At 61.6% G+C, this 24,798-nt stretch carries 25 protein-coding genes; 11 read left to right on the top strand and 14 right to left on the bottom strand.

From position 1 onward, the window contains the following. Positions 1-22 precede the first annotated feature (22 nt). The 3 genes from LOY35_RS07410 to dapA are packed head-to-tail and all read right to left on the bottom strand — an operon-like array spanning position 23 to position 2,797. Positions 23-781 carry an MBL fold metallo-hydrolase gene (locus LOY35_RS07410; protein ID WP_258631765.1) on the bottom strand — a complete coding sequence of 253 codons (759 nt, stop codon included), beginning with the start codon at positions 779-781 and terminating at the stop codon, positions 23-25. A gap of 4 nt (positions 782-785) precedes the next feature. Next, a complete protein-coding gene (bamC, locus tag LOY35_RS07405) occupies positions 786-1,901 on the bottom strand; it encodes an outer membrane protein assembly factor BamC (protein ID WP_258631764.1) in 1,116 nt (371 codons plus the stop codon). Positions 1,902-1,918: 17 nt separating this feature from the next. Next, positions 1,919-2,797 carry a 4-hydroxy-tetrahydrodipicolinate synthase gene (gene dapA / locus LOY35_RS07400; RefSeq protein ID WP_258631763.1) on the bottom strand — a complete coding sequence of 293 codons (879 nt, stop codon included), beginning with the start codon at positions 2,795-2,797 and terminating at the stop codon, positions 1,919-1,921. A 316-nt stretch (positions 2,798-3,113) separates the two neighbouring features. On the opposite strand from dapA, the gene LOY35_RS07395 reads away from it, so the two are divergent. Both LOY35_RS07395 and LOY35_RS07390 read left to right on the top strand, forming a co-directional pair. After that, the gene (locus tag LOY35_RS07395) at positions 3,114-3,674 is read left to right on the top strand and encodes a glycine cleavage system protein R (protein ID WP_041020812.1); all 561 of its coding nucleotides are present in this window, start codon (positions 3,114-3,116) and stop codon (positions 3,672-3,674) included. A 10-nt stretch (positions 3,675-3,684) separates the two neighbouring features. Then, a complete protein-coding gene (locus tag LOY35_RS07390) occupies positions 3,685-4,158 on the top strand; it encodes a peroxiredoxin (RefSeq protein ID WP_258631762.1) in 474 nt (157 codons plus the stop codon). Between the two features lie 118 nt (positions 4,159-4,276). On the opposite strand, the gene LOY35_RS07385 is transcribed toward LOY35_RS07390, so the two are convergent. Continuing rightward, the gene (locus tag LOY35_RS07385) at positions 4,277-5,347 is read right to left on the bottom strand and encodes an AI-2E family transporter (RefSeq protein ID WP_258631761.1); all 1,071 of its coding nucleotides are present in this window, start codon (positions 5,345-5,347) and stop codon (positions 4,277-4,279) included. Between the two features lie 30 nt (positions 5,348-5,377). Beyond that, positions 5,378-5,617: a sulfurtransferase TusA family protein gene (locus tag LOY35_RS07380; RefSeq protein WP_258631760.1), complete on the bottom strand. Its 240-nt coding sequence runs from the start codon at positions 5,615-5,617 to the stop codon at positions 5,378-5,380. 98 nt (positions 5,618-5,715) lie between these two features. Between LOY35_RS07380 and LOY35_RS07375 the strand changes: the two genes are divergently transcribed. Next, complete coding sequence (locus LOY35_RS07375) at positions 5,716-7,149, top strand: M48 family metalloprotease (RefSeq protein WP_258631759.1); 1,434 nt, start codon at positions 5,716-5,718, stop codon at positions 7,147-7,149. A 208-nt stretch (positions 7,150-7,357) separates the two neighbouring features. Here LOY35_RS07375 and LOY35_RS07370 read toward each other — a convergent pair whose 3' ends face one another. The 4 genes from LOY35_RS07370 to rpoE form a co-directional block, all read right to left on the bottom strand. Continuing rightward, on the bottom strand, positions 7,358-8,788 hold the full coding sequence (locus tag LOY35_RS07370) for a DegQ family serine endoprotease (RefSeq protein WP_258631758.1): 1,431 nt from the start codon (positions 8,786-8,788) through the stop codon (positions 7,358-7,360). 207 nt (positions 8,789-8,995) lie between these two features. Beyond that, positions 8,996-9,940 carry a MucB/RseB C-terminal domain-containing protein gene (locus LOY35_RS07365; RefSeq protein WP_258631757.1) on the bottom strand — a complete coding sequence of 315 codons (945 nt, stop codon included), beginning with the start codon at positions 9,938-9,940 and terminating at the stop codon, positions 8,996-8,998. A 9-nt stretch (positions 9,941-9,949) separates the two neighbouring features. Continuing rightward, positions 9,950-10,537, bottom strand: a complete 588-nt coding sequence (locus LOY35_RS07360) for a sigma-E factor negative regulatory protein (protein WP_258631756.1) — start codon at positions 10,535-10,537, stop codon at positions 9,950-9,952. Between the two features lie 31 nt (positions 10,538-10,568). Further along, on the bottom strand, positions 10,569-11,150 hold the full coding sequence (rpoE, locus tag LOY35_RS07355; RefSeq protein ID WP_003172477.1) for an RNA polymerase sigma factor RpoE: 582 nt from the start codon (positions 11,148-11,150) through the stop codon (positions 10,569-10,571). Positions 11,151-11,708: 558 nt separating this feature from the next. Between rpoE and nadB the strand changes: the two genes are divergently transcribed. Then, positions 11,709-13,325 (top strand): L-aspartate oxidase, encoded by a 1,617-nt coding sequence (nadB, locus tag LOY35_RS07350; protein WP_258631755.1) that lies wholly within the window; start codon positions 11,709-11,711, stop codon positions 13,323-13,325. Here nadB and LOY35_RS07345 read toward each other — a convergent pair. Both LOY35_RS07345 and LOY35_RS07340 read right to left on the bottom strand, forming a co-directional pair. After that, the gene (locus LOY35_RS07345) at positions 13,294-13,746 is read right to left on the bottom strand and encodes a protein YgfX (protein WP_258631754.1); all 453 of its coding nucleotides are present in this window, start codon (positions 13,744-13,746) and stop codon (positions 13,294-13,296) included. The genes nadB and LOY35_RS07345 overlap by 32 nt on opposite strands. After that, positions 13,730-13,984 carry a succinate dehydrogenase assembly factor 2 gene (locus LOY35_RS07340; RefSeq protein ID WP_003184348.1) on the bottom strand — a complete coding sequence of 85 codons (255 nt, stop codon included), beginning with the start codon at positions 13,982-13,984 and terminating at the stop codon, positions 13,730-13,732. The genes LOY35_RS07345 and LOY35_RS07340 overlap by 17 nt, the downstream gene beginning before the upstream one ends. Before the next feature lie 149 nt (positions 13,985-14,133). On the opposite strand from LOY35_RS07340, the gene LOY35_RS07335 reads away from it, so the two are divergent. Together LOY35_RS07335 and LOY35_RS07330 are read left to right on the top strand one after the other, a co-directional pair. Continuing rightward, positions 14,134-15,075, top strand: a complete 942-nt coding sequence (locus tag LOY35_RS07335) for a folate-binding protein YgfZ (protein WP_258631753.1) — start codon at positions 14,134-14,136, stop codon at positions 15,073-15,075. Between the two features lie 34 nt (positions 15,076-15,109). Continuing rightward, positions 15,110-15,931 (top strand): HDOD domain-containing protein, encoded by an 822-nt coding sequence (locus LOY35_RS07330; RefSeq protein WP_258631752.1) that lies wholly within the window; start codon positions 15,110-15,112, stop codon positions 15,929-15,931. 145 nt (positions 15,932-16,076) lie between these two features. Here the strand turns inward: LOY35_RS07330 and LOY35_RS07325 are convergent, their stop codons facing one another. Together LOY35_RS07325 and LOY35_RS07320 are read right to left on the bottom strand one after the other, a co-directional pair. Then, positions 16,077-17,468 (bottom strand): sensor histidine kinase, encoded by a 1,392-nt coding sequence (locus LOY35_RS07325; protein ID WP_258631751.1) that lies wholly within the window; start codon positions 17,466-17,468, stop codon positions 16,077-16,079. Then, entirely contained in the window at positions 17,461-18,132 is a 672-nt protein-coding gene (locus LOY35_RS07320; protein ID WP_041020823.1) for a response regulator, read from the bottom strand. The genes LOY35_RS07325 and LOY35_RS07320 overlap by 8 nt, the downstream gene beginning before the upstream one ends. Positions 18,133-18,573: 441 nt before the next feature. On the opposite strand from LOY35_RS07320, the gene LOY35_RS07315 reads away from it, so the two are divergent. The 4 genes from LOY35_RS07315 to LOY35_RS07300 are packed head-to-tail and all read left to right on the top strand — an operon-like array spanning position 18,574 to position 22,614. Continuing rightward, on the top strand, positions 18,574-19,551 hold the full coding sequence (locus tag LOY35_RS07315; RefSeq protein WP_408981183.1) for a Bug family tripartite tricarboxylate transporter substrate binding protein: 978 nt from the start codon (positions 18,574-18,576) through the stop codon (positions 19,549-19,551). A gap of 55 nt (positions 19,552-19,606) precedes the next feature. Then, entirely contained in the window at positions 19,607-20,068 is a 462-nt protein-coding gene (locus tag LOY35_RS07310) for a tripartite tricarboxylate transporter TctB family protein (RefSeq protein ID WP_258631749.1), read from the top strand. A 1-nt stretch (position 20,069) separates the two neighbouring features. Continuing rightward, on the top strand, positions 20,070-21,584 hold the full coding sequence (locus LOY35_RS07305; protein ID WP_258631748.1) for a tripartite tricarboxylate transporter permease: 1,515 nt from the start codon (positions 20,070-20,072) through the stop codon (positions 21,582-21,584). Next, positions 21,577-22,614, top strand: coding sequence for an AbrB family transcriptional regulator (locus LOY35_RS07300; protein ID WP_258631747.1), 1,038 nt, complete (start codon positions 21,577-21,579; stop codon positions 22,612-22,614). The genes LOY35_RS07305 and LOY35_RS07300 overlap by 8 nt, the downstream gene beginning before the upstream one ends. A gap of 118 nt (positions 22,615-22,732) precedes the next feature. On the opposite strand, the gene ung is transcribed toward LOY35_RS07300, so the two are convergent. Further along, positions 22,733-23,428 (bottom strand): uracil-DNA glycosylase, encoded by a 696-nt coding sequence (gene ung, locus LOY35_RS07295; RefSeq protein WP_175386948.1) that lies wholly within the window; start codon positions 23,426-23,428, stop codon positions 22,733-22,735. 127 nt (positions 23,429-23,555) lie between these two features. On the opposite strand from ung, the gene LOY35_RS07290 reads away from it, so the two are divergent. Further along, positions 23,556-24,668 (top strand): enoyl-CoA hydratase/isomerase family protein, encoded by a 1,113-nt coding sequence (locus LOY35_RS07290; protein WP_258631746.1) that lies wholly within the window; start codon positions 23,556-23,558, stop codon positions 24,666-24,668. Positions 24,669-24,798 lie beyond the last annotated feature (130 nt).

Here is a 24,798-nt window from a genome sequence, read left to right as displayed (position 1 = left end):
CTCCGCTTGCTAAGTAGATGGGCTAGGCGATATGTCGCCAGTCGAGCCCTGAATCTTGATCGGCCAGTTGCAGCCAGTCCGGGTCGCACCCGAGGGTGTCGACAAAACATTGCCGGGCCAGCTGCGGCAGGTTGTTCTTGCTGCTCAGATGGGCCAGGACCAGGTGTTGCAGGCCTTGCCAGCCCAACTCGGCCACCAGGTACGCCGCCTGGTGGTTATTCAAATGTCCGTGTTCTCCGCCGACCCGCTGTTTGAGGAAGTACGGGTAGTACCCACGTGCCAGCATGTCACGGCAATGGTTGGACTCGATCATCAAGGCATCGAGGTCCCGATAACTGTCCATGACCCTGTCGCAATACGATCCCAGGTCGGTCAACAAGCCGAAACGCCGCTCGCCATCGCTGAACACATACTGCGTCGGCTCCCGGGCATCGTGGGCCACGCTGACCACGTCGATGTCCAGGGCGCCAATGCGCAATTGTTCGCCACCGGCCACGAAACCGGCTGGCTCGATAGGTTTGCGCAGGCCCTCCAGCGTTCCGCGGCTGAGGTAGACCGGCAGATTGTAGCGCCGTGACAGCAAACCCACGCCATGCACGTGGTCGGCATGTTCGTGGGTCACGAGTATCGCGCTCAGTTGCGCCGGATGCACACCCAGGCGCAACAGGCGTTTCTCGGTTTCCCTCAGGGAGAAACCACAGTCGACCAGCACATACGTACCGGCGCTGGCTACCAGCGTGCCGTTCCCTTGGCTACCGCTGCCGAGAACGGCAAAACGCATCGGATCAGCCCAGGTTGTCCTGAATCACACCCAGCACCTTGCGGGCCACTTCGGCCGGCGCCACGGTGTTGATATTCTTCTCGACGGTCACCTGGACGTTGTCGCCCACCTTGCTCAGGCGAACCTGATAACGCTCGGCGCGGGCCTCGACTTCTTCCTTGTCCGGCTTGCCGCCGAACAGACCACTGAAGAAGCCGGGCTTCTCGTCTTTCTTCTCGGCTTTTTCGGCGAGGTTGATGTAGTACAGGCCCAGGCTGCGGTTGATGTCTTCAACCCGCCATTCGCCCTGCTCCAGCGCGCGGCCGACGCTCGACCACGCACGGTCCAGGTCGGAGCCGACGTTGAGCACCGGGTTGCCGCTGCCGTCTTCGGTCAGACTGACACGGCTCGGCGTGTCGAAATCCCGGGAAGCCAGCATCGAAACCGAACCGCCCTGCTCGGCGGAACGGGTCATGCTGGCAAGCATGTCGTCCACCAGCGCAGCGTCGAGACCGGTATTGACCGAACGATTGGTGAACGCCACGTCGGCCGTGCTGCCGGCGGGACGCTCGGCGCTGACCACGTAGACTTCACTGGTGTTGCGCTGCACGCCCGGCTCGATACGCACCCGCACGCGGGACTCGCTGTCGCTGCCGACGCCGGCAGCACTCAGGCGCTTGCCCATGGCGGCGGACAATTCATCGGCGTGTTGCCAGGTGGTGGTGAACTCGCCGGTTTGCGGACGCTGTTCATCGATGCGGAAACCGTTGTCCTGGAAGAACTGGATCGCCACGGGCCAGACTTCGGCCGGAGGGTGCTGGGCCATGACCCAACGTGAATCGCCACTCTTCTGCAGGGTGTAGTCGCTGGCATCGGCCATGGCCGACAACGGCTGCGGACGAGGAACGTCGTATTCGCCCTTGACGGTGTCGTCGGCCACGTTACGCGGGATCGGCAGCAGCGGATCCAGGCGCTTGGCGACATGGACATCCGGCGGCAGTTGCATCGGGGCAGTCTGTTGCGCGTTCAGGTAATCGCTACCACGATCGCGGAAGTAACCTTCCGGGCCCCAGATCCACCCACAGCCACTGGTGCTGGAGATAATCAAGGCAAGTGCGGAAAGTCCGGCAATTCGCTTCATGCGGTGTACTTCCTCAATTAAACCAGGACGCCGGACTGGCGCATGGCCTGCCGCAGCGGTTCGTGACAGGCGTTGCTCAGCCAGGTGAGTGGCAGGCGGATGCCTTCGTGCATCAGGCCCATTTCCACCAGCGCCCACTTCACCGGGATCGGGTTGGCTTCGATGAACAGGTCCTTGTGCAGCGGCATCAGTTTTTCATTGATGGCCCGTGCGGTCTCGGCGTCGCCCTTGAGCGCGGCCTCGCACAGGTCGGCCATTTCCCGCGGCGCGACGTTGGCGGTGACGGAGATGTTGCCCTTGCCGCCCATCAGGATCAGCTCGACCGCCGTCGGATCGTCACCGGACATCACGATGAAGTCCTTGCTCACGCCATCAAGGATGGTCTTGGCGCGCTTCAGGTCGCCGGTGGCTTCCTTGATGCCGATGATGTTCGGGACGGTCGACAGGCGGATCACGGTCTCTGCCTGCATGTCGCAGGAAGTGCGGCCGGGAACGTTATAGAGGATCTGCGGGATGTCGACCGCTTCGGCGATATGCTTGAAGTGCTGGTACAGGCCTTCCTGGGTCGGCCGGTTGTAGTACGGAACGACGAGCAGGCAGGCGTCGGCACCGGCTTCCTTGGCGTTGCGGGTCAGCTCGACGGCTTCGCGGGTCGAGTTGGCGCCAGTACCGGCGATGACCGGAATGCGACCGTTGACCTGCTTGACCACGGCCCGGATGACTTCGATGTGCTCGTTGACATCGAGGGTCGCCGACTCGCCGGTGGTACCGACGGCGACAATGGCGTGGGTGCCGTTTTCAAGGTGGAAGTCCACGAGTTTGCTGAGGCTGGCCCAGTCAAGACGCCCTTGTGCATCCATGGGTGTGACCAGTGCCACCATACTGCCCGCAATCATGAAACCGCTCCTGCCGGAAAAAGAGAGCCGTAATGGTACTGGCGCCAAGATGCTTGTACAAGCGAACTCCCATTCCCCTGGGCGATGGTTTTCGCTACCCTTCAGACTTTGATCGGTACCGACACGCTCACAGGCCGGTTCCCAGCCTCCGTTTTCGTCGCCACAAGCCCCCGATCCTGCGTTTGCCTTGGCGTATTCCCCTCTGTTGCGGAATGCCGCGCAACCCCAGGCACAGGGCTTGAGTCGTTCGCTTTCGCAGGCTGGCGCCATGCAGGGTGACGTAGGTATCGACCGCTCATCGCTTTAGGAATGCTGCATGTCCACCCCCACAGTCCGCGAACAATTCCTTGTCATCAGTGCCCTTGGCGCCAACCCCATGGAGCTGACCAACGTCCTGTGCCGCGCCAGCCATGAAAACCGCTGCGCCGTCGTGACCTCACGCCTGACCCGCCACGGCGAATGCAGTGCGCTCGTGCTTGAGGTTTCCGGCAGCTGGGACGCCCTGGCCCGCCTGGAAGGCAGCCTGCCGGTATTGGCCAAGAAGCACACCTTCACCGTCAACGTGGTGCGCAGCGCCGCGCTGGAAAACCGTCCACAGGCCCTGCCCTACGTGGCCTATGTGAGTTCGGCGTACCGCCCGGACATCATCAACGAACTGTGCCAGTTCTTCATGGATCACCACGTCGAGCTGGAAAACCTCACCTGCGACACCTACCAGGCCCCGCAGACCGGCGGCACCATGCTCAACGCCACGTTCACCGTGACCCTGCCGGCCGGCACCCAGATCAGCTGGCTGCGCGATCAGTTCCTGGACTTCGCCGACGCGATGAACCTGGACGCACTGATCGAACCGTGGCGCCCACAAAACCCAATGTAAGGAAGCGCCCATGGCCGTCGCCATTGACCAACCGGTTACCGATTTCCAGGCACCCGCCACCAACGGGCAGACCGTCAGCCTCGCCGCCCTGAAAGGCAAGCAGGTGGTGATCTACTTCTATCCGAAGGACAGCACCCCCGGCTGCACCACCGAAGGTCAGGGCTTTCGTGACCAGTACCCACAGTTCAAGGCTGCCAACACCGAAGTGTTCGGCGTCTCCCGGGACAGCCTCAAGTCCCACGAGAACTTCAAGTGCAAGCAGGAATTTCCGTTCGAGCTGATCAGCGACAAAGACGAAGCCGTCTGCCAGTTGTTCGATGTGATCAAGCTGAAAAAGCTCTATGGCAAGGAATACCTGGGCGTGGATCGCAGCACGTTCCTGATCGACAAGGACGGCGTGCTGCGCCAGGAATGGCGTGGGGTGAAAGTGCCCGGGCATGTGGATGCCGTGCTGGCGGCGGCTCAGGCGCTCGATAAGGCCTGAGGCTTTTTATTGCCTGTCGGGCCCCATCGCGAGCAGGCCCGCTCCCACATGGATTGTGTAGGACCCCGTGGGAGCGAGCCTGCTCGCGATGGGCCATCAGCCTCACCTGATAAGTCAGCTAGAGCAACGGCGCCACCACCGGCTCCTTGCTCGGCCACGCATCCAGCACAGCCTTGAACAGCGTCGCCAGGGGGATCGCAAAGAACACCCCCCAGAATCCCCATAACCCACCAAACAGCAGCACCGCGCAAATGATCGCCACCGGGTGCAGGTTCACCGCTTCGGAGAACAGCAACGGCACCAGCACGTTGCCGTCCAGCGTCTGGATGATGCCGTAAACCGCCATCAGATAAATGAACTGGTCGCTCCAGCCCCACTGGAACAACGCAATCAACGCGACCGGCACGGTCACCACCACCGTGCCGACATAAGGCACCACCACCGATACCCCCACCAGCAGCGCCAGCAACGCAGCGTAGTTGAGCCCGAGGGCCACGAAGCCGATGTAGGTCACACCGCCGCAGATGAACACCTCGATGACTTTCCCGCGAATGTAATTGGCGATCTGGCGATTCATCTCCTGGGCCACCCGGGTAATCAGCGCCCGCTCACGGGGCAGGTAACCACGGACCCAGCGCCCGATCATTTCCCGGTCCTTGAGAAAGAAAAATACCAGGATCGGCACCAGCACCAGGTAAATCATGATGTTCACCAACAGCGGCAGACTGGACAGCGAAAACGTCAACGCCCACTGGCCGAACTTGCCGATCTGGCCGCGCACCACTTCGATGGTCTGGAGTACCTGCTCGTCCGATACCAGGTGCGGATAACGCTCGGGCAACAGCAACAGCAGGGATTGCCATTTGGCGAGCATGCCCGGCAACTCGTTGAACAGCGTCACCAATTGATGCCAGAGCAGCGGCACGATTATTACGACGAACACCACCAACAGCCCCATGAATAGCGCAAACACCAGGCCCACCGCCACGGTGCCGGGCAGCCGCAGACGCTCCAGCGTCGTGACCAGCCCTTGCATCAGGTACGCCAGCACCATCCCCGCCAGCACCGGTGCCAGCATGCCGCCCAAGGTGAGGACAGCCGTGAACCCCAGGAATAGCAACACTGCCAGCACCACTGCTTCTTCATCGGAGAAGTAGCGCTGGATCCAGTCGCGTAACACTTTGAACATTAAAAATCCTTAAGCAACACCATCGGTTATTCAGGCTTTCTTCAACCAGTAACGGTAGACGCCGTTATCGTCTTCTTCACGCAGCAGCGTATGTCCGGCCAGCCGGGCGAAGGTGCGGAAATCACGCTGGGAGCCCGCATCCGTGGCGATGACCTTGAGCACGTCGCCACTGGCCAGGCGGTTGAGTTCCAGCTTGGCCTTGAGCAATGGCAACGGACAATTCAGGCCACTGGCATCCAGTTCGGCATCGTGGGCTACAGCATCGGTCATGGATTCACTCCGCAGCAGGTCGTAGAGCCGCCTAGAATATCTGGTCCCGGGCCCGGTGTCCGGCTACAGTAGGGTCTTTGTCGACTAAGGCCCCGTGCATGACATTTCTGCGCCCCACCCTGCTGACGCTCGCTTGCCTGCTCGCCTCACCAGGCTTCGCCGACGACCTGCCGTCACTTGGCGATGCCAGCTCTGCCATTGTCTCGCCGGAGCAGGAACACCAGCTGGGTCGTGCCTGGTTGGCCCTGCTGCGCAGCCAGGTCGAACAACTCAACGATCCACAGCTCAAGGATTACGTCGAGACCAGCGTGTACAAACTGGTGGAAACCAGCCAGGTCAACGATCGCCGTCTGGAATTCATTTTGATCAACAGCCCGCAACTCAACGCCTTCGCCGCACCTGGCGGGATCGTCGGGGTCAACGGCGGCCTGTTTCTCAACGCCCAGACCGAAGGCGAATACGCCTCGGTGATGGCCCACGAACTGGCTCACCTGTCGCAACGCCACTTCGCCCGCGGCGTCGAAGCCCAGCAGCGCATGCAGGTGCCGATGATGGCCGCGCTGCTGACCGGTATCGTGATTGCCGCCGCCGGCGGTGGTGATGCGGGGATCGCGGCCATTGCCGGGACCCAGGCCGCCGCCATCCAGGAACAACGGCGTTTCTCGCGCCAGAATGAGCAGGAGGCCGACCGCATCGGTATCCAGAACCTGGAAAAAGCCGGCTACGATCCACGCTCCATGCCGACCATGTTCGAGCGCCTGATGCGTCAGTACCGCTTCGACGCCAGGCCACCTGAATTCCTGCTGACTCACCCGGTTACCGAATCCCGGATCGCCGACACCCGCAACCGTGCCGAACAAGCCAAGCCGGGCGGCATAGAAGACAGCATGCGCTATCAACTGATTCGCGCACGGGTCCAGTTGATCTACGAAGAAACCCCGGGCCTGGGCGCCAAGCGCTTCCGGGCGCAGCTGGATGAAAACCCCAAGAACGACGTGGCCCGCTATGGCCTGGCGATTGCGCAGATCAAGGGCGGCCAGTTGAACGAAGCTCGGGAGAACCTCGCGCCGCTGCTGGCCAAGTCTCCCAACGAAATCATCTACAACCTGGCCCAGGTCGACCTGGACATTACCAGCAACAAGCTGGCCGACGCTCAATCCCGCGTCGAGCGGATGCTGGCCCAATACCCAGGCAATTACCCACTCAATCAGGTGCGTGTCGACCTGCTGCTCAAGCAGAACCGTCCCGCCGACGCCGAGAAGGCCCTGGAAACCCTGCTCAAGAAGCGCCCGGACGATCCGGATGTCTGGTACATGGTGGCCGAGACTCGCGGGCTGTCGGGCAACATCATCGGCTTGCACCAGGCCCGCGCCGAGTACTTCGCCCTGGTGGGTGACTACCGCCAGGCCATCCAGCAACTGGACTTCGCCAAGCGGCGCGCCGGCACCAACTTCCCCTTGTCGTCACGCATCGATGCCCGGCAGCGGGAGCTCATGGAGCAGGAGCGCATGGTCAAGGACATGATGGGCTGAGAAGACAATATTCTCGGTCAGGCTCTGCCTCTGTGGGAGCGAGCCTGCTCGCGAAAGCGCTGGTCAGCTTGCAGTGATGTTGGATGTGCTACCCCTTCGCGAGCAGGCTCGCTCCCACAGGGGCCATATATTCGCCAATGGATGCCCATTCACCGGGCACAGAAAAACCGCCTCTCTCGAGGCGGTTTTTCATTGAGCCACTAACCGATCATTCGGCCAGCTTGAAGGTGATGAAGCTCGCACGCCCCTGGCGCAGCACCCGCATCGAGACCGAGCGATTCTTCGGCAGGGCCTTGGCGATCTCGGTGAACTCCTTGGTGGAGCCAATGGCCTGGTTGTTCAGGTGCGTGATGATGTCACCGGGTTGCAGGCCGATCAGGGCGGCAGGACCGTCCTGCACCTCCTTGATCACCACGCCTCCCTGCAGTTCCAGGGCTTTCTTCTGCTCGGCCGTCAGCTCGACCACCGCCACGCCCAGACGATTGCTGCTGCGCTCGACGCCGGACTTGGGTTGCGACTCCAGCTCCGCGCCTTCTTCAGGAATGGCACCGACCGTCAATTCGATGTTCTTGCGCTTGCCCTCGCGAATCACTTCCAGATTGGCCTTGGCACCGGCCTTGAGGGCGCCCACCAGATGTGGCAGGTCGGCGGACATGATGATCGGCTGGTCATTGAGCTTCAGGATCACATCACCGACCTGCAGGCCACCCTTGGCAGCCGGACCGCCTTCCTGGATCTGCGCCACCAGCGCACCCGCCGGCTTCTCCAGCCCGAACGATTCGGCCAGGTCCTTGTTCACTTCCTGGATGACCACGCCCAGCCAACCGCGACTGACCTTGCCTCCACTTTTCAGCTGATTGGACACGTCCATGGCCACATCGATCGGAATCGCGAAGGACACCCCCATGAAACCGCCCGAACGGGTGTAGATCTGGGAGTTGATGCCCACCACTTCACCGGCCAGGTTGAACAACGGACCACCGGAGTTGCCCGGATTGATCGGCACGTCGGTCTGGATGAACGGAACGTAGTTTTCGTTCGGCAGGCTGCGACCGATCGCACTGACGATGCCCTGGGTCACGGTATGGTCGAAGCCGAATGGCGAGCCAATGGCCACGACCCACTGACCGGCCTTCAGGTCCTGGGACTTGCCAAGCTTGAGCACCGGCAGGTCCTTGCCGTCGATTTTCAGCAGCGCCACGTCGGAACGCGGGTCGGTCCCGATCAGCTTGGCCTTGAGCTCGCTGCGATCGGCCAGGCGCACCAGGATTTCGTCCGCATCGGCGATCACATGGTTATTGGTCAGGATGTAGCCGTCGGGCGAAATGATGAAACCCGAGCCCAGGGACTGCGCTTCACGCTGACGACCACCGCCCGGCGAACGCGGCTGCTGTGGCATGCCGCGCTCGAAGAACTCGCGCAGCATAGGGGGCAACCCTTCCAGGTCCGGCATCTGCTGCTCCGAAACACGGCGATCCGGCAGCTTCTGGGTGGTGCTGATGTTCACCACCGCAGGCGAAGCATTTTCGACCAGCTGGGTGAAGTCAGGCAAGCTGTCCGCCACGGCGGGAACAGCCTGGCCGAGCACCAGCACGGTGGCAAGAATGGAGAAATAGGTTTTCAAGCTTGGTATCGACATACGGCTCCCGTTACGACGAGCAGGGTTAAGCGATATGGAGCAAAAAATGCCGGTGGAAATACACGCCGGTATCATTGTTCCGGAAAAACAGGCAAGGACAGAGCCGAGCGGCTCTGACCTAATAGAAAAAAAACTGAAGTTTTGCAAATGAAAATGCTGACAGGAAGTTTCGGCATTTCGATCAAGGCCGAACCACCGGGCCGCACGTCACTGAGTCGCCGTGGCATCGGAACGCATCGAAAGCGCGATCCGCTCTGCCGTACCGATAGGGATCTCGCCGACCACGGTCACCATCATTTCGCCCTGAGGTGTCGTGAGGCGACGAGAGACGGCTGCCGTCGGGCCGAGCTGGGTACGCGTGTCAGTGACGGATGCGCCGTTCAGGGGCTCCAGGAACACAGAGAAACGGGCCAAGCCATCGTCGTACATCAGACTGCTGACCTGAACGCCGGTCTCCGGGTCCTTGCGCACGGCACTGTTGGTCAATTCGAAGCCAGGGGGAAGCCAATCCGAATGCCAGCTGGCTTTCGCCACGGCGGTCTTACTGGCGCCCCGGACAACTGCCTTGCACTCGGCACTGGCTTGCAGGTCGCTGTCCGCCGGCTCGGCAATGTTCAGGCGTGTGAACTGGAAACGCTCGAGCAACTGCCCCTTGTCGTTAAGCAGCAGGGACTTGAGCGGCAGACCGGTCTCTTTGTCCAGGTGCAGCTCAAAGCCGTAACGATGCTGGTCTTTGGGCGTCAGGGAAACGATGACAGCCGGTCGCCCGGCCACGCGCGACTTGCCGATGACGGCAAGGTCGTACCAATTCTTGAGTTTTTGCGGATCGAGCGCACGGGCGGCGCCTTCGGTGTTCCCAAGCCCTGGAATCAAGGAGCCGCTGACGCATTGAGTATGTCCATCAATGCGCAGGACTTCCTGCGCCGAGCCGTCCTGCTGGAGCAACCGCTCGCGTACTTTGCCATCCTGGACACGATGCCAGATGTTATGAGTAGAAAAACTACCGTTGCGCTCGTAAACGAAGGTGCCCTGGAAGCTTTGCTGTTGCTCGGCCTGGCCCAACCGATTCAACCAGTCCTGAGCCTCATCGGCATACGCTGGGACAGCACACCAGCCACCCAGCAGCAGCGTGAATAGAGGTATGGCGCGCAAGGGTTGTCCTTAACGGTTTTCCAGACTGGCTGCACGGGCGTAAGGCAATGCGCTTTCAGTCCCTTTCAGGGCAGCCTGTTGGGCATGCTGACGCAGGTAGTTGGGCAGACGCTGGTCATGCCAGCCTGGCTGACCCTGCAGAACACCGTTGACCATGGGACCGGCGGCTTCCGAGCTTTCGCTGTAACCGGCCAATACCGCAGGGCCCTTGACCTGTGGAGCGACCAGGCCTGGCTGGTTGGATTGTTGCGCCATCTGTACACCGGCGATTTCATCCTGGTTGTACAGACGTACACCGGCCAGAACGGCGACGGTCACCGAAGCAGCCACTGCCAGACGACCCAGGCTACGCCATGGGCTACGGGAAGCTTTTGCCGGTACGGCTTCGTCAGCCAATGCAGCAGAAACGGCCGCAGCGATGTCCAGGCGCGGAAGCAGCAGGTCCTTGTGCATGACAGCCCGGGCGATCTGGTAACGAGCCCAGGTCTCACGGGTTTCAACATCGTCACAGGCATTCAATACCCGACGTAATTCCAGTTCGTCCGCTTCGTTATCCATCACTGCGGACAGCGATTCCTGCAGGGCTTCACGACTCATGGCGTTCCTCTCTTGGCTATCGCCGCTGTCTTTAGTTTTCCTGCAACAACGGTTGCAGGGCTTTATCGATGGCCTCCCGGGCGCGGAAGATCCGGGAGCGCACGGTGCCTACCGGACATTGCATGACGCTCGCAATGTCCTCGTAACTCAGACCGTCGAATTCACGTAAAGTTAACGCCGTACGTAAATCTTCAGGCAGTTGCTGGATGGTCCGATGGACGGTGCCCTCGATCTCATCCCGCAGCAACGCTCGCTCCGGGGATTCGAGATCCTTGAGGCCATGATCGCCATCGTAGAACTCTGCGTCTTCGGAACTCACATCGCTATCCGGCGGCCGGCGGCCGCGTGAAACCAGATAGTTTTTCGCCGTGTTAATGGCTATGCGGTAAAGCCACGTATAAAACGCGCTGTCCCCGCGAAAATTACCAAGTGCGCGATAGGCCTTGATGAAGGCTTCTTGAGCGACATCCTGGGCTTCATGGGTGTCGTGCACAAACCGCACGATCAACCCGAGAATTTTGTGCTGGTATTTCAGCACTAGCAGATCGAAAGCTCGCTTGTCGCCGCGCTGAACACGTTCGACCAGCTGCTGATCCTCTTCCTGGGTTAGCATGAACACTCCTCGATAAGCTCGAAGGAGGCTTGCATGACTAATTGACCGGACTTGCAAACATAGACTCGGGCTTTTCGCAAAAGTTCTCCCCCTTTCAAGCAAGTTTCCGGCGTGCTCTGATCCGGCACGCACGAAAAACGCAGCACGAGATTCCCCGGCTGCGCGAATAATCTGTCACCGGGCCTGCTGGCAAGGACTCGTATCGAAGTCCTGCACCAACCCGACGCTGTTCCCTTTTGCAGACAACCGTCTATTGAACGTAGGCGATCAGCAAAAGTTCCCATCATTTACAGCCATTCAAAGCAGACATTGAGCGACCGTGATGAGATCGGCCGCGTTTATCCTCGAAAAAGCGGTCTTGTCACCTATCGGCGAAAAAGCCGATCCGACGAAGCGCGTCGCTTTTCTGTCACGCTGGTTTCACATTGCCATGAATGCCCGGCTATTGTGCCGTTCCACCCCTCTATATACTAGTGGGCTGCGTGGCTGCCTGACTCCGCTGAAGCGGATGCCTTGCGCCAACCCCGACCCGGGTCGCCTTGAGCGGAAACCTATCGAATGAGCCAACAGTTCCAACATGATGTTCTGGTAATCGGCAGCGGTGCCGCCGGATTGAGCCTTGCACTGACATTGCCGGAGCACCTGCACATTGCAGTGCTGAGCAAAGGCGACCTGGCCAACGGCTCGACGTTCTGGGCACAGGGCGGTGTCGCAGCCGTGCTGGATGATACCGACACCATCGAGTCCCATGTCGACGACACCCTCAATGCCGGTGGTGGCCTGTGCAATCCTGAAGCGGTGCGCTTCACCGTCGAGCATAGCCGCGAAGCCATCCAGTGGCTGATCGACCAGGGCGTGCCTTTTACCCGCGACGAGCAGTCCGGCACTGAAGACGGCGGATTTGAATTCCACCTGACCCGTGAGGGCGGCCACAGCCATCGGCGCATCATCCATGCGGCCGATGCCACCGGCGCGGCGATTTTCAAGACGCTGCTGGCCCAGGCACAGCGGCGACCGAATATCGAACTGCTGGAGCAACGCGTCGCAGTCGACCTGATCACCGAAAAACGCCTGGGCCTGGCCGGAGATCGTTGCCTGGGTGCCTACGTGCTCAATCGCGGCACCGGCGAAGTCGACACTTATGGCGCACGCTTTGTGATCCTGGCGTCCGGTGGCGCAGCCAAAGTCTATCTGTACACCAGCAACCCCGACGGTGCCTGCGGCGACGGCATCGCCATGGCGTGGCGCTCGGGCTGCCGGGTCGCGAACCTGGAGTTCAATCAATTCCACCCCACCTGCCTCTACCACCCGCAGGCGAAGAGTTTCCTGGTCACCGAGGCTCTGCGTGGCGAAGGCGCGCACTTGAAGCTGCCTAATGGCGAACGTTTCATGCAGCGCTTCGACACGCGCGCCGAGCTGGCACCGCGGGACATCGTCGCCCGGGCCATCGACCATGAAATGAAGCGCCTGGGTATCGACTGCGTTTACCTGGACATCAGCCATAAACCCGAGGCGTTCATCAAAAGCCATTTCCCGACGGTGTATGAGCGCTGCCTGGAATTCTCCATCGACATCACCAAACAACCGATCCCGGTGGTACCGGCCGCGCATTACACCTGCGGCGGCGTGATGGTCGACCAGCACGGCCGCACCGACGTACCGGGCCTGTACGCCATCGGCGAAACCAGCTTCACAGGCCTTCATGGCGCCAACCGCATGGCCAGCAACTCGCTGCTGGAGTGTTTTGTCTACGCCCGCTCGGCCGCGGCGGACATCCTCAAACAGTTGCCACAGATTGCCATCCCGGCTGCCCTGCCCTCGTGGGACGCCAGCCAGGTCACCGACTCGGACGAAGACGTGATCATCGCCCACAACTGGGATGAACTGCGGCGCTTCATGTGGGACTACGTGGGTATCGTGCGCACCAACAAGCGCCTGCAAAGGGCCCAGCATCGGGTGCGGCTGTTGCTGGACGAGATCGACGAGTTCTACAGCAACTACAAGGTCAGCCGTGACCTGATCGAACTGCGCAACCTGGCCCAGGTGGCCGAGCTGATGATTCGCTCAGCGATGGAACGCAAGGAAAGCCGAGGACTGCATTACACCCTCGATTATCCGAACCTGCTGCCCGAGGCGCTGGACACTATCCTGGTGCCGCCCACCTACGCCGACTGAACCTGAGCCGCACCCGCAGGCGCCGATGGACATCCGGCGCCAGCGCGTCGCGGGGAACACACAGAGAGCGGATCCGCCACTCGCCCTTCAAGCGAAAGCGCAGTATCACGATCAGTGGCAGTGCCAGGCTGTCAGGGCGCAACTGCACTGCCTGCCAGCCATTGGCCCTGTTCCAGAGCTGCCAGCCATCGACATCCCGACGCAACCCGCAGAATGCCTGGCGGTGAGTCAGCAACAATTGTCGCGGTATCGCCCAGGTACCGTGGGCCAGGCACAGCACGACGCCAAGTATTGCAAACCCCGACGGGACAGACATCAGGAGCAACGAGCCCAGCGCGAAGACCTGGGCCAGGACATAGGCCGCCAGCAGTTGCCCGGAGGCCTGCCAGCGGCATTCGAAGCGATTACTTCGGCTGGACACGGTCCAGGATCATCCGGACCATGCGCTGCAATTCCGGATCTTCGGATTCGCTGCGTTCCATGAACCAGCCGAACATGTCCTGGTCTTCACATTCGAGCAGGCGGACATAGCAGGCGCGGTCCACTTCATTCAGGTGGGGGTAGACCTCTTTCACGAACGGCACCAGCAAGACATCAAGCTCAAGCATGCCGCGGCGGCTGTGCCAGTAGAGGCGATTCAGTTCTACATCTTCGACCATGGAGCGCTCCTCAAATAGAGCGCAAGTATACAGGCCCGGCCGCGGTGAAACAGACAGCTTTGGTCAGTCGCCATCGATCCTTTGTGAACTACCCATTTCAAGGGCGCGCCCTTATGATGTCTACCAGACTTTTTATCCTGCGATGACTCATGGCTGATTCCGCTTTTTTCTGCACCCTGTCCCACGAAGGCGTTCTTGCGGTCCGCGGCGTGGACGCCGGCAAATTCCTGCAGGGCCAATTGACCTGCAACCTCAGCTACCTGAGCGACAGCCGGGCCAGCCTCGGCGCCCGGTGCACCCAGAAGGGCCGGATGCAATCGAGCTTTCGGATCCTGCTCGAAGGCGACGGTGTGCTGATGGCCATGGCCACCGAGTTGCTCGAGCCGCAATTGGCGGACCTGAAGAAATACGCCGTGTTCTCCAAATCCAAGCTCACCGACGAAAGCGCAGCCTGGGTTCGCTTCGGCCTGGAAAACGCCGACACGGCGCTGGCTCAACTGGGCCTGACGCTACCAGCCGACATCGACAGCGTGGCGCGCCACGAATCCTTGATCGCCATCCGGGTGTCTCCTGGCCGAGCCGAACTGTGGGCTCCCGCCGAACAGGCCGACGCGCTGAAAACCCGTCTACGCGCCACCCTGGCCGAGACTGACCTGAACCCGTGGTTGCTGGGGCAGGTCCGCGCAGGCATCGGCCAGGTCATGCCTGCCACCCGCGAGCTGTTCATTCCGCAGATGCTCAACCTGCAGGCCGTCGGCGGCGTGAGTTTCAAGAAAGGCTGCTACACCGGCCAGGAAATCGTTGCCCGCATGCAGTACCTGGGCAAGCTCAAGCGACGCCTGTATCGCCTGCAACTGGACGCCGGCGAACTGCCGGAACCCGGCACAGCCTTGTTCTCTCCCGCTCATGGCAGCGCCATCGGTGAGGTGGTGATCGCAGCGCAAGCCGAGCGAGACATTGAACTGCTGGCGGTGTTGCAGGCTGAAGCAGCAGAAGAAGGCAATGTGCACCTCGGTAGCCTGGAAGGCCCGATACTGAAATTGCTGGACCTGCCTTACGAACTGGATCGCGACCGCGAAATCCAGCGTTGATCGCAGCATTTGTCGCAATACCTAGAGAATCGAAATGAGCGATTTGGCGGATAAGGTCCAACGGGACTTGGTGGAGGCCATCGATAACGATGACCTGGTTCTGCCGACATTGCCGGAAGTGGCCCTGCAGATTCGCCGTGCCGCCGAAGACCCGGAAATCAGCGTCAGCAACCTGAGCAAGGTGATCGGCCGCGACACGGCGCTTTCGGCGCGCCTGATAAAAGTGGTCAACAGTCCATTGCTGCGCGCCACCCAGGAAGTCACCGATCTGCACACGGCCATTACCCGGCTGGGCGTCAATTACAGCAGTAACCTGGCCATCGGGTTGGTCATGGAGCAGATCTTCCACGCCCGCTCCGAGGTGGTCGAGCAGAAGATGCGCGATGTCTGGCGCAGAAGCCTGGAGATCGCCGGCGTCAGCTATGCGTTGTGCCGGACTTACACACAGCTCAAGCCCGATCAGGCCGCGCTGGGAGGGTTGGTGCACCAGATCGGCGTACTGCCGATCCTGACCTACGCCGAAGACCATAACGAACTGCTGTCAGACCCGGTCAGCCTCAACCACGTCATCGAAACGATTCACCCCGTGCTGGGGGACAAGCTGCTCAGCGTCTGGGAGTTTCCGGAAAGGCTGGTGAAACTGCCGGGCCTTTACCTGGATTTCGCCCGGGATTCCCGGCAACTCGACTACGTCGACCTGGTGCAGGTCGCTGCGCTGTATTGCTACAAGGACACTGATCACCCCCTGGGCAGGATCGACGCGTTCAAGGTGCCGTCATTCCAGAAGCTGGGCATCGACCCGAGCGATAAGGAACGATGCGCGCATCTCGAAGAAGCGCGGTCGATGTTTTACTAGACCAGGAGGGTCACCTGTGGCGAGGGGATTTATCCCCGCTGGGGCGCGAAGCGGCCCTCCGCGTTTTGTCTGATACAACGCAGGGGGGCCGCTTCGCAGCCCAGCGGGGATAAATCCCCTCGCCACAACAGGGTTCGTCTCAGGATCAATCTGAGCCGGGGATAAAACTCACCCGCACCTTCAACCCACCCTCTTGCCCGTCATGCAAGCTGATCTGGGCCAGGTGGGCGCGGCAGATTTCTCCCACGATGGCCAAGCCCAGGCCAGAACCGGCGACCTGCTGGTTGCGCCGGTAGAAACGTTCGAAGACACGATCGCGCTCATGCAATGGAATGCCGGGGCCATCGTCCTCGACCTCCAGCACCGCCGGCGCGGCGACCCGCAGAATCACGTTGCCGCCCGAGGGTGTATGGGCCAGGGCGTTGTCCACCAGATTGCTCAACAGCTCGTTCAACAAGGTTGGTTCACCGCGCAGCCACACCGGCTCGTCGGCTTCCAGGGCCAATGCCACGCCCCGCGCATGAGCCAGCGGCGCCATGGCCATGCCCAGCTCACGAGCCAACTGGCTGAGATCGAGCAACTGCGCGCCCCCTTCGGCGATGGCCCGCGCACCGTTTTCCACCCGTGCCATGGACAGTAACTGGTTGGCCAGATGCGTCAGCCGATCGGTGCCCTGGGCCGCGGTTTCCAGGGTTTCCCGCCAGGTCGCCGGCTCACTGGCCCGCAGCCCCAGCTCAAGCCGCGCCTTGAGCGCAGCCAGAGGCGTGCGCAGTTCATGAGCAGCGTCAGCGATGAATTGCGCCTGGCGCTCGAACTGCCCGCGCAAACGCTCGGTAAAGTGGTTGAGGGCGCGCACCAGAGGCCATAACTCATGCTGCACTTCCACCAGTGGCAACGGCCGCAGGTCGTCCGACTGGCGCTCTTCCACCGCCGTACGCAAGCGCTCCAGCGGACGCAACGCCGCGCTGACCGCGAACCACACCAACAACAGGGCGCCCACGGCCAGCATGCCCAGGCGCAGCAGTGTGTCGGCCATCAGGCCGCGGGCCATGCTGACGCGGGCTTCTTCGGTTTCCGCCACACGGATTTCCGCCATGCCGTTCATGTTCGGCTCGCTCACGGCCTTGAGCAGACTCACCACCCGCACATCCTGGCCTTGATAACGGGCGTTGTAGAAACGCGCCAGGGCCGGGTAATCGTCCGTGCGCGGTGTACCGGGTGGCGGACCGGGGAGGTTTTCATAGCCGGAAATCAGCTTCTTGTTGATGTCATTGACCTGGTAATAGATGCGTCCGGCACTGTCATAGGCGAAGGTGTCCAGGGCCACGTAGGGCACATCCGCGCTGAGGCTGCCGTCGCGTTGCGAAAGGCCGGCGGCGATGGTCCGGGCCGAGGCCAGCAAAGTCCGGTCATAGGCCGTATCCGCGGCTTCACGACCGTTCCAGTAGGCGCTCAGGCCGCTGGCCAGCATCAACACCACCAGCAACAGCGCCAGGTTGCGCAGCAGTCGCCAGCGCAGGCTGTCGGGTTTACGCATCGCGGGTTTCCAGCAGATACCCCAAGCCCCTGAACGTCACGATCGCCACGGCATGCCCATCGAGTTTCTTGCGCAGGCGGTGAACGTAGATTTCAATCGCATCGGGACTGGCTTCCTCGTCCAGGCCGAACACCTGAGCGGCGAGTTGCTCCTTGCTCATCACCCGCCCCGGCCGCGCGATCAACGCCTCCAATACGGCTTGCTCGCGGGACGTCAGGGTCAACAGCTCGTCGTCGAGGGTAAAGCGCCGGGTATCCAGGTCATAGATCAGCCCGCCACAGCGCTGCTGGCGTTCGCCGCCCAGTACGCTACGCCGCAACAGTGCCTTGACCCGGGCCTCGAGCTCGGTGAGTTCGAAGGGTTTGGCCAGGTAATCGTCGGCACCGAGATTGAGGCCATGCACCCGGTCCTTGACGTCGCTGCGAGCCGTCAGCATCAACACCGGCAAGGTCTTGCCCCGAGCCCGCAGGCGCGCCAGCACTTCAAAGCCGTCCATGCGCGGCAACCCGACATCGAGTACCGCCACCGCGTATTCCTCGCTGCTCAGCGCCAGGTCGGCGGCCACCCCGTCGTGCAACACATCCACAGTCAAACCGGTGCTCTTGAGCGCCTGGGCGACGCTTTCGGCAAGCTGCAAATGATCTTCGACGAGCAGAACACGCATGTTTTTTCCTCGATTCAGGAACGGTCGGCGCCATTCACTGGCGCGGAGTTTACAGCCGCATCCGCTGCTGTGAAGCCAAAAAACATCCTGAAAGCTTTTGAAAGGTTAGCGAAAGGTTGAGCTATTAGAGTCCGCTCACGGACAGTTTCGACTGCCGATCGCCAAACACAATCGCGAACGAGAAACGCCCCGATGCGTTTTCACATAAGAACAATAAAGCGGAGTATCCCCATGCTGTCCATGCAGCCCCAGGCGCCTGTGCCTGCTCGCTTCTCCCGCCCCAACCCGCCCCCTCGTGGCCAGTGCCGCCAGCGAATGCCCGGACATGTGCCGGTGGGTCAGCTATAGATTCAAGGTCCTGCGATGAACCTGTTGCCCGATCCCGAAGGTTCGGCGGCACAACGACTGCAACACACAATAACAACTCCTGTGGAGACGAAAATGAACCTATCAATGCGTAAAGTAGCCCTGGCCGTCGGATGCCTGATGTTCACCGGACAGTTGCTCGCCGAGCCGAAACGCCCGGAGTGCATTGCCCCCGCAGCGCCCGGCGGTGGTTTTGACCTGACCTGCAAGCTGGCGCAAAGCGCGCTGGTGAACCAGAAGTTGTTGACCAAGCCGATGCGTGTCACCTACATGCCTGGCGGTGTCGGTGCGGTGGCCTACAACGCCGTGGTCGCGCAACGCCCGGCGGACGCCGGCACATTGGTGGCCTGGTCCAGTGGCTCATTGCTGAACCTGGCACAAGGCAAGTTCGGTCGTTTCGATGAAACCAACGTGCGTTGGCTGGCAGCCGTGGGCACCAGCTATGGCGCCATCGCGGTGAAAAGCGATTCGCCCTACAAGAACCTCGACGATCTGGTACAGGCCCTGAAGAAAGATCCTGGGTCCGTCGTCATCGGTTCCGGCGGCACCGTCGGCAGCCAGGACTGGATGCAAACCGCCCTGATCGCCAAGGCCGCGGGTATCGATCCACGCAAATTGCGCTACGTGGCACTCGAAGGCGGCGGTGAGATCGCCACTGCCCTGCTGGGCGGTCACATCCAGGTAGGCAGTACGGACATTTCCGACTCCATGCCCCACATCCTGAGCGGTGACATGCGCCTGCTGGCGGTGTTCGCCGAGAAGCGCCTGGACGAGCCGGAAATGAAGGACATCCCCACCGCTCGCGAGCAAGGCTACGACATCCAGTGGCCGGTGGTGCGCGGCTTCTACCTCGGGCCAAAGGTGAGTGACGAGGACTACGCCTGGTGGAAAGACGCGTTCGACAAGCTGCTGGCTTCCGAAGAGTTTGCCAAGCTGCGTGACCAGCGCGAATTGTTCCCGTTCGCCATGACCGGCCCGGAACTGGACACCTACGTGAAAAAGCAAGTAGCCGATTACAAGGTGCTGGCCAAAGAGTTCGGCCTGATCCAGTAACCGTCTCTGTTCTCGCGGCGGCGTCGGTTCCCCCGGCGCTGCCCAGGAGTTAGTCATGCTCACCCTCCAACGTATTTTTGCCGCGGTGCTGTTGCTGGCCTGTATAGGCCTGGCACTGATGGCTTGGCCGTACCAGGCCGCTTTTTCCTATGAACCTGTGGGCCCACGTGCCTATCCCTTGCTCATGCTGGGATTGATGGGCCTGGCGCTGCTGTACATGGTATTCCGCCCCACCCCCATCGTGCACAGCGAAGACGACCCGCAACTGGACCGTGAAACCCTGCAGAAGATCGGCATCTGCATCGCGCTGTTGCTGGTCTTTGCCGGAACCTTCGAGCCCCTGGGCTTCATCCTCTCCAGCATCCTGATCGGGGTGCCGATGGCCCGTCTGTATGGCGGCCGCTGGGTGCCGAGCGCGGTGATCATCTGCCTGATGGCCATCGGTCTTTATCTGTTGTTCGACAAGCTGATGGACGTGCCGCTGCCCCTGGGCCTGCTCGACGTCCTGGAGAATTGATATGGATACCCTGAATTATCTCGGCCAGGGTTTCGGTGTCGCGCTGACGCCTTATAACCTCGTCACGGCGCTGACCGGCACCCTGATCGGCACCGTGGTCGGCTTGCTGCCCGGCCTGGGTCCGATCAACGGCGTGGCCCTGCTGATCCCGATTGCGTTTGCCCTGGGTCTGCCACCGGAATCGGCGCTGATCCTGCTGGCGGCGGTGTACCTGGGTTGCGAATACGGCGGGCGCATCAGCTCGATCCTGCTCAACATCCCGGGGGAAGCCTCCACCGTGATGACCACCCTCGACGGCTACCCGATGGCCCGTCAAGGCCTGGCTGGCGTGGCGTTGTCGCTGTCGGCGTGGAGTTCGTTCATCGGTGCGTTCATTGCCACGTGCGGCATGGTGCTGTTCGCGCCCCTGCTGGCCAAGTGGGCGATTGCCTTCGGTCCGGCGGAATATTTCGTGCTGATGGTATTCGCCATCGTCTGCCTCGGCGGCATGGCCGGCGACCGCCCGCTCAAGACGTTCATTGCGGCGTTGATCGGGTTGTTCCTGTCTTCTGTCGGGATCGATGCCAACAGCGGCGTGTACCGCTTCACCGGTGACAACATCCATCTGACCGACGGCATCCAGTTCGTCGTGCTGGTGCTGGGCCTGTTCTCCATCAGCGAAATCCTGTTGCTGCTGGAAAAAACCCATCGCGGCCAGGAAGCGGTGAAAGCCACCGGGCGGATGATGTTCAACTTCAAGGAAGCCGCGTCGGTGTTCGTCGTGAACCTGCGTTGCGGCGTGCTTGGCTTCATCATGGGTGTACTGCCGGGCGCCGGCGCAACCCTGGCCAGTGCCGTGGCCTACATGACCGAGAAGCGCATCGCCGGTGCCAGCGGTACCTTCGGCCAGGGCGACAAGCGCGGCCTCGCCGCCCCGGAAACCGCCATCGGCGGCGCGGCCTGCGGTGCGCTGGTACCGATGCTGACCCTCGGCGTTCCCGGTTCGGGCACCACGGCGGTGATGATCGGCGCACTGTCGCTGTACAACATCACCCCCGGGCCACTGTTGTTCCAACAACAGCCGGACATCGTCTGGGGCCTGATCGCGTCGTTGTTCGTTGCCAACATCATGCTGGTGATCCTCAACATCCCGATGATCCGCGTGTTCACCCGTATCCTGGCGGTGCCGAACTGGGCACTGGTGCCGGTCATCGCCATCATCACCGGGATCGGTGTCTACGCGGTGCACGCCACCACGTTCGACCTGTTCCTGATGATCGGCATCGGCATCTTCGGCTACATCCTGCGCAAGCTGGACTTCCCGCTGTCGCCGGTGCTGCTGGGCTTCATCCTCGGCGGCCTGATGGAGCAGAACCTGCGGCGCGCACTGTCGATTTCCAACGGTGCACTGGAGATCCTCTGGTCAAGCCCGATCACCTTTGGCTGCTGGATCCTGACGGCAATCATGCTGTTCATGCCACTGTTGCGGATCTGGCGTCGTCGCAGCGCCCAACGCCGTGCCGTGGCCGATGTCTGAAACAACCTTCAGACAATGGTGGGGAACACCGCTGGTCGGTCTGGCCGGCGGTTATCTGGCCAGCCTGATCGGCTGGCCTTTGCCCTGGATGGTCGGCTCGTTGCTGGCGATCATCCTGGTGCGCTGCCTGACACCGTGGCAGTTGATGGAAATCCCCGGCGGCCGTAAATGCGGCCAATGGGTGGTAGGCATCGGCATTGGCCTGCACTTCACCCCGCTGGTGATGGAGCAGGTCCTGGGCCACTTCGGCCTGATCTTTTTCGGCGCGCTGATCACCAGCGTGTCCAGCGTGGTGAGTGTGTGGCTGATGCGCCGCACCGGCGAAGACCGCGCCACCGCTTTCTTTTCCAGCATGCCGGGCGGTTCCGGCGAAATGGTCAACCTTGGCTCGCGCAATGGCGCGGACCTGAGCCGCGTCGCCGCGGGCCAGAGCTTGCGGGTCCTGGTGGTGGTGCTGTGCGTGCCCGCCGCGTTCAAATACCTGTTGGGCGAAGGCGCCCCGGTGCAGCACGCCACCGCCGTGGACTGGCTGTGGCTGGCGCTGTTGTTCCCGGCGGGTGCCCTGCTCGCCTGGATCTGGGAACGCCTGCGTCAACCCAACCCGTGGTTGTTCGGGCCACTGCTGGTGAGCGCGGCGGTGAGTATCGGCTGTGACCTGCACATAGGCCTGCCCAATGGCGGCAGCCAGATCGGCCAGTGGCTGATCGGCAGCGGATTGGGTTGTCACTTCAACCGGCAATTCTTTCGGCGGGCGCCCTCGTTCATGGGGCGCACCTTGATTGGCACGGTGTTGACGATGCTGATCGCCACCCTCGCGGCCCTGGGCCTGAGCACGCTGACCCATCTGGACCTGCGTTCACTGACCCTCGGCATGATGCCCGGTGGCATCGCGGAGATGAGCCTGACGGCGGAGACGCTGCAATTGTCGGTACCGTTGGTGACGGCATTGCAGGTGATGCGGCTGTTGTTCGTGTTGTTTCTGGCGGAGCCGTTGTTCAGGTGTTGGATGCGCCGACCGGGTTCCGACTGATCGTTCGTGTCGCCCTTTCGCGAGCAGGCTCGCTCCCACATGGTTCTGTGCCTGCGCCGCAGATCCTCTGTGGGAGCGAGCCTGCTCGCGATGAGGCCCGGCCCGCATTGCCGAACACTTAAACCGGCGGCAACCGCCAATCGATCGGCGCCTCGCCGTGTTGTTCGAGAAACTTGTTGGTCCGGCTGAAATGCCCGCATCCCAAGAAGCCACGATAAGCCGACAGCGGCGACGGGTGGACCGAGGTCAGCACCAGGTGCTTGGTGGCATCGATCAGCTTCTGCTTGCTCTGGGCATGGGCGCCCCACAGCAGGAACACCAGATGCGGCTGATGGGCGCTGACCACTTCGATGACCCGGTCGGTAAAATGCTGCCAGCCCTTGCCCGCATGGGCGTTGGCATTGGCGCGTTCCACGGTCATGGTGGTATTGAGCAGCAACACGCCCTGGTCGGCCCAGCTTTGCAAGTAGCCGTGGCTGGGGATGTCAATGTTCAGGTCGCGCTTCAATTCCTTGAAGATATTCACCAGCGACGGCGGCGCCGGGACGCCCGGCTGCACCGAAAAGCACAGGCCATGGGCCTGACCCGGGCCGTGGTACGGGTCTTGCCCGAGGATCACGACCTTGACCTTGTCCAACGGTGTGGAATTGAGGGCATTGAAAATCAACGAAGCCGGCGGATAGATCTCCTTGCCGGCGGCGTACTCCTGGCGCAGGAATTCGCGCAACTCTGCCATGTAGGGCTGGTCGAACTCGGCACGTAGCGCCTGCTTCCAGCTCGGTTCGAGTTTGATACGGTCGTCAGCAGTCATGATTGCACCCGGTAAAAACAATGGGCGCACCCTAGGAAAGCCTACATGGCTTGTCAATTGATCTGACGCAGAACCGGCACTTTCCCACGTAGCGTTCATACTGAACATTCAATTTCTGATCGAGGTCACGATGAATCTGCACTTCGAAGAGCTCACGGGCATTACGGGAGCCCGTATCGGCATCGCCACCCTGGACGCCGAAAAATCCTTGAACGCCCTGTCCTTGCCAATGATCAACGCCTTGCGCGATCGTCTCGATGCCTGGGCCCGGGAACCACAGATTGTTTGTGTATTACTGCGTGGCAACGGCGCCAAAGCCTTCTGCGCGGGCGGCGAAGTACGCAGTCTGGTGGAAGCCTGCCGTGCCCATCCCGGCGAAGTGCCGCCACTGGCGGCGCAATTTTTCGCGGCGGAATATCGCCTGGACTTCAACTTGCACACCTATCCCAAGCCCTTGGTGTGCTGGGGCCACGGCTATGTGCTCGGCGGCGGCATGGGCCTGCTGCAGGGCGCCAGCACCCGGATCGTCACACCGAGCAGTCGCCTGGCGATGCCGGAAATCAGCATCGGCCTGTACCCGGATGTCGGCGCCAGTTGGTTCCTGTCGCGCCTGCCTGGCAAGCTCGGGCTGTTTCTCGGCCTGACCGGCGCCCACATGAATGCCCGGGATGCCATCGACCTGGGCCTGGCCGACCGATTCTTGCTGGACGAGCAACAGGACGATCTGATCGAAGGCCTGCTACAGCTCAACTGGCAGGAACAGACCGACATGCAACTCAATAGCCTGCTCAAGGCCTTGCAGCGCGAAGCGCTCGATCGGTTACCCGAAGCGCAGTGGTTGCCACGTCGGCAACAAATCGACGAATGGCTGGATGTCAGCGACGTGCGCTGCGCCTGGAAGGCCCTCAGCTTGCTGGTGGACCATCCGGACCCACTGATTGCCAAGGCCGCCAGGACCATGACCGAAGGCTCTCCGTTGACCGCCCATCTGGTCTGGGAACAGATCGCCCGGGCCCGGCATTTGTCCTTGGCCAGCGTGTTTCGCATGGAATACACATTGAGTCTCAACTGCTGCCGGCATCCTGAATTCAGCGAAGGGGTGCGGGCCCGGTTGATCGACAAGGACCAGAAACCTCATTGGCACTGGCCGGACATCAACCATGTGCCGGAAGCGGCGGTGGAAGCGCACTTCCACAAGGCCTGGGAAGGACGGCATCCGCTGGCGGACCTGGCCAATGAGTAGAAATCCCGAATGAAACAGTGTGGGAGCGAGCCTGCTCGCGATAGCGGTGTGTCAGCAACTTTGATGCAGCTGACCCGACGCTTTCGCGAGCAGGCTCGCTCCCACAGGCTTTGTTGCAGGCGAAAAAAAG

The sequence above is a fragment of the Pseudomonas sp. B21-028 genome (assembly GCF_024749045.1).
Classification (GTDB): domain Bacteria; phylum Pseudomonadota; class Gammaproteobacteria; order Pseudomonadales; family Pseudomonadaceae; genus Aquipseudomonas.
This window is presented reverse-complemented; position numbering and strand designations above follow the sequence as displayed.

Bases quoted from the DNA above. Each gene is read 5' to 3' on its own strand.
- LOY35_RS07325 (WP_258631751.1), bottom strand. From the start codon at position 17,468: ATGCGTAAACCCGACAGCCTGCGCTGGCGACTGCTGCGCAACCTGGCG.
- LOY35_RS07310 (WP_258631749.1), top strand. From the start codon at position 19,607: ATGCTCACCCTCCAACGTATTTTTGCCGCGGTGCTGTTGCTGGCCTGT.
- LOY35_RS07410 (WP_258631765.1), bottom strand. From the start codon at position 781: ATGCGTTTTGCCGTTCTCGGCAGCGGTAGCCAAGGGAACGGCACGCTG.
- LOY35_RS07330 (WP_258631752.1), top strand. From the start codon at position 15,110: ATGAGCGATTTGGCGGATAAGGTCCAACGGGACTTGGTGGAGGCCATC.
- LOY35_RS07290 (WP_258631746.1), top strand. From the start codon at position 23,556: ATGAATCTGCACTTCGAAGAGCTCACGGGCATTACGGGAGCCCGTATC.
- LOY35_RS07395 (WP_041020812.1), top strand. From the start codon at position 3,114: ATGTCCACCCCCACAGTCCGCGAACAATTCCTTGTCATCAGTGCCCTT.
- LOY35_RS07385 (WP_258631761.1), bottom strand. From the start codon at position 5,347: ATGTTCAAAGTGTTACGCGACTGGATCCAGCGCTACTTCTCCGATGAA.
- LOY35_RS07390 (WP_258631762.1), top strand. From the start codon at position 3,685: ATGGCCGTCGCCATTGACCAACCGGTTACCGATTTCCAGGCACCCGCC.
- dapA (WP_258631763.1), bottom strand. From the start codon at position 2,797: ATGATTGCGGGCAGTATGGTGGCACTGGTCACACCCATGGATGCACAA.
- LOY35_RS07380 (WP_258631760.1), bottom strand. From the start codon at position 5,617: ATGACCGATGCTGTAGCCCACGATGCCGAACTGGATGCCAGTGGCCTG.
- bamC (WP_258631764.1), bottom strand. From the start codon at position 1,901: ATGAAGCGAATTGCCGGACTTTCCGCACTTGCCTTGATTATCTCCAGC.
- LOY35_RS07370 (WP_258631758.1), bottom strand. From the start codon at position 8,788: ATGTCGATACCAAGCTTGAAAACCTATTTCTCCATTCTTGCCACCGTG.
- rpoE (WP_003172477.1), bottom strand. From the start codon at position 11,150: ATGCTAACCCAGGAAGAGGATCAGCAGCTGGTCGAACGTGTTCAGCGC.
- nadB (WP_258631755.1), top strand. From the start codon at position 11,709: ATGAGCCAACAGTTCCAACATGATGTTCTGGTAATCGGCAGCGGTGCC.
- LOY35_RS07300 (WP_258631747.1), top strand. From the start codon at position 21,577: ATGTCTGAAACAACCTTCAGACAATGGTGGGGAACACCGCTGGTCGGT.
- LOY35_RS07360 (WP_258631756.1), bottom strand. From the start codon at position 10,537: ATGAGTCGTGAAGCCCTGCAGGAATCGCTGTCCGCAGTGATGGATAAC.
- LOY35_RS07335 (WP_258631753.1), top strand. From the start codon at position 14,134: ATGGCTGATTCCGCTTTTTTCTGCACCCTGTCCCACGAAGGCGTTCTT.
- LOY35_RS07320 (WP_041020823.1), bottom strand. From the start codon at position 18,132: ATGCGTGTTCTGCTCGTCGAAGATCATTTGCAGCTTGCCGAAAGCGTC.
- LOY35_RS07315 (WP_408981183.1), top strand. From the start codon at position 18,574: ATGAACCTATCAATGCGTAAAGTAGCCCTGGCCGTCGGATGCCTGATG.
- LOY35_RS07375 (WP_258631759.1), top strand. From the start codon at position 5,716: ATGACATTTCTGCGCCCCACCCTGCTGACGCTCGCTTGCCTGCTCGCC.
- LOY35_RS07340 (WP_003184348.1), bottom strand. From the start codon at position 13,984: ATGGTCGAAGATGTAGAACTGAATCGCCTCTACTGGCACAGCCGCCGC.
- LOY35_RS07305 (WP_258631748.1), top strand. From the start codon at position 20,070: ATGGATACCCTGAATTATCTCGGCCAGGGTTTCGGTGTCGCGCTGACG.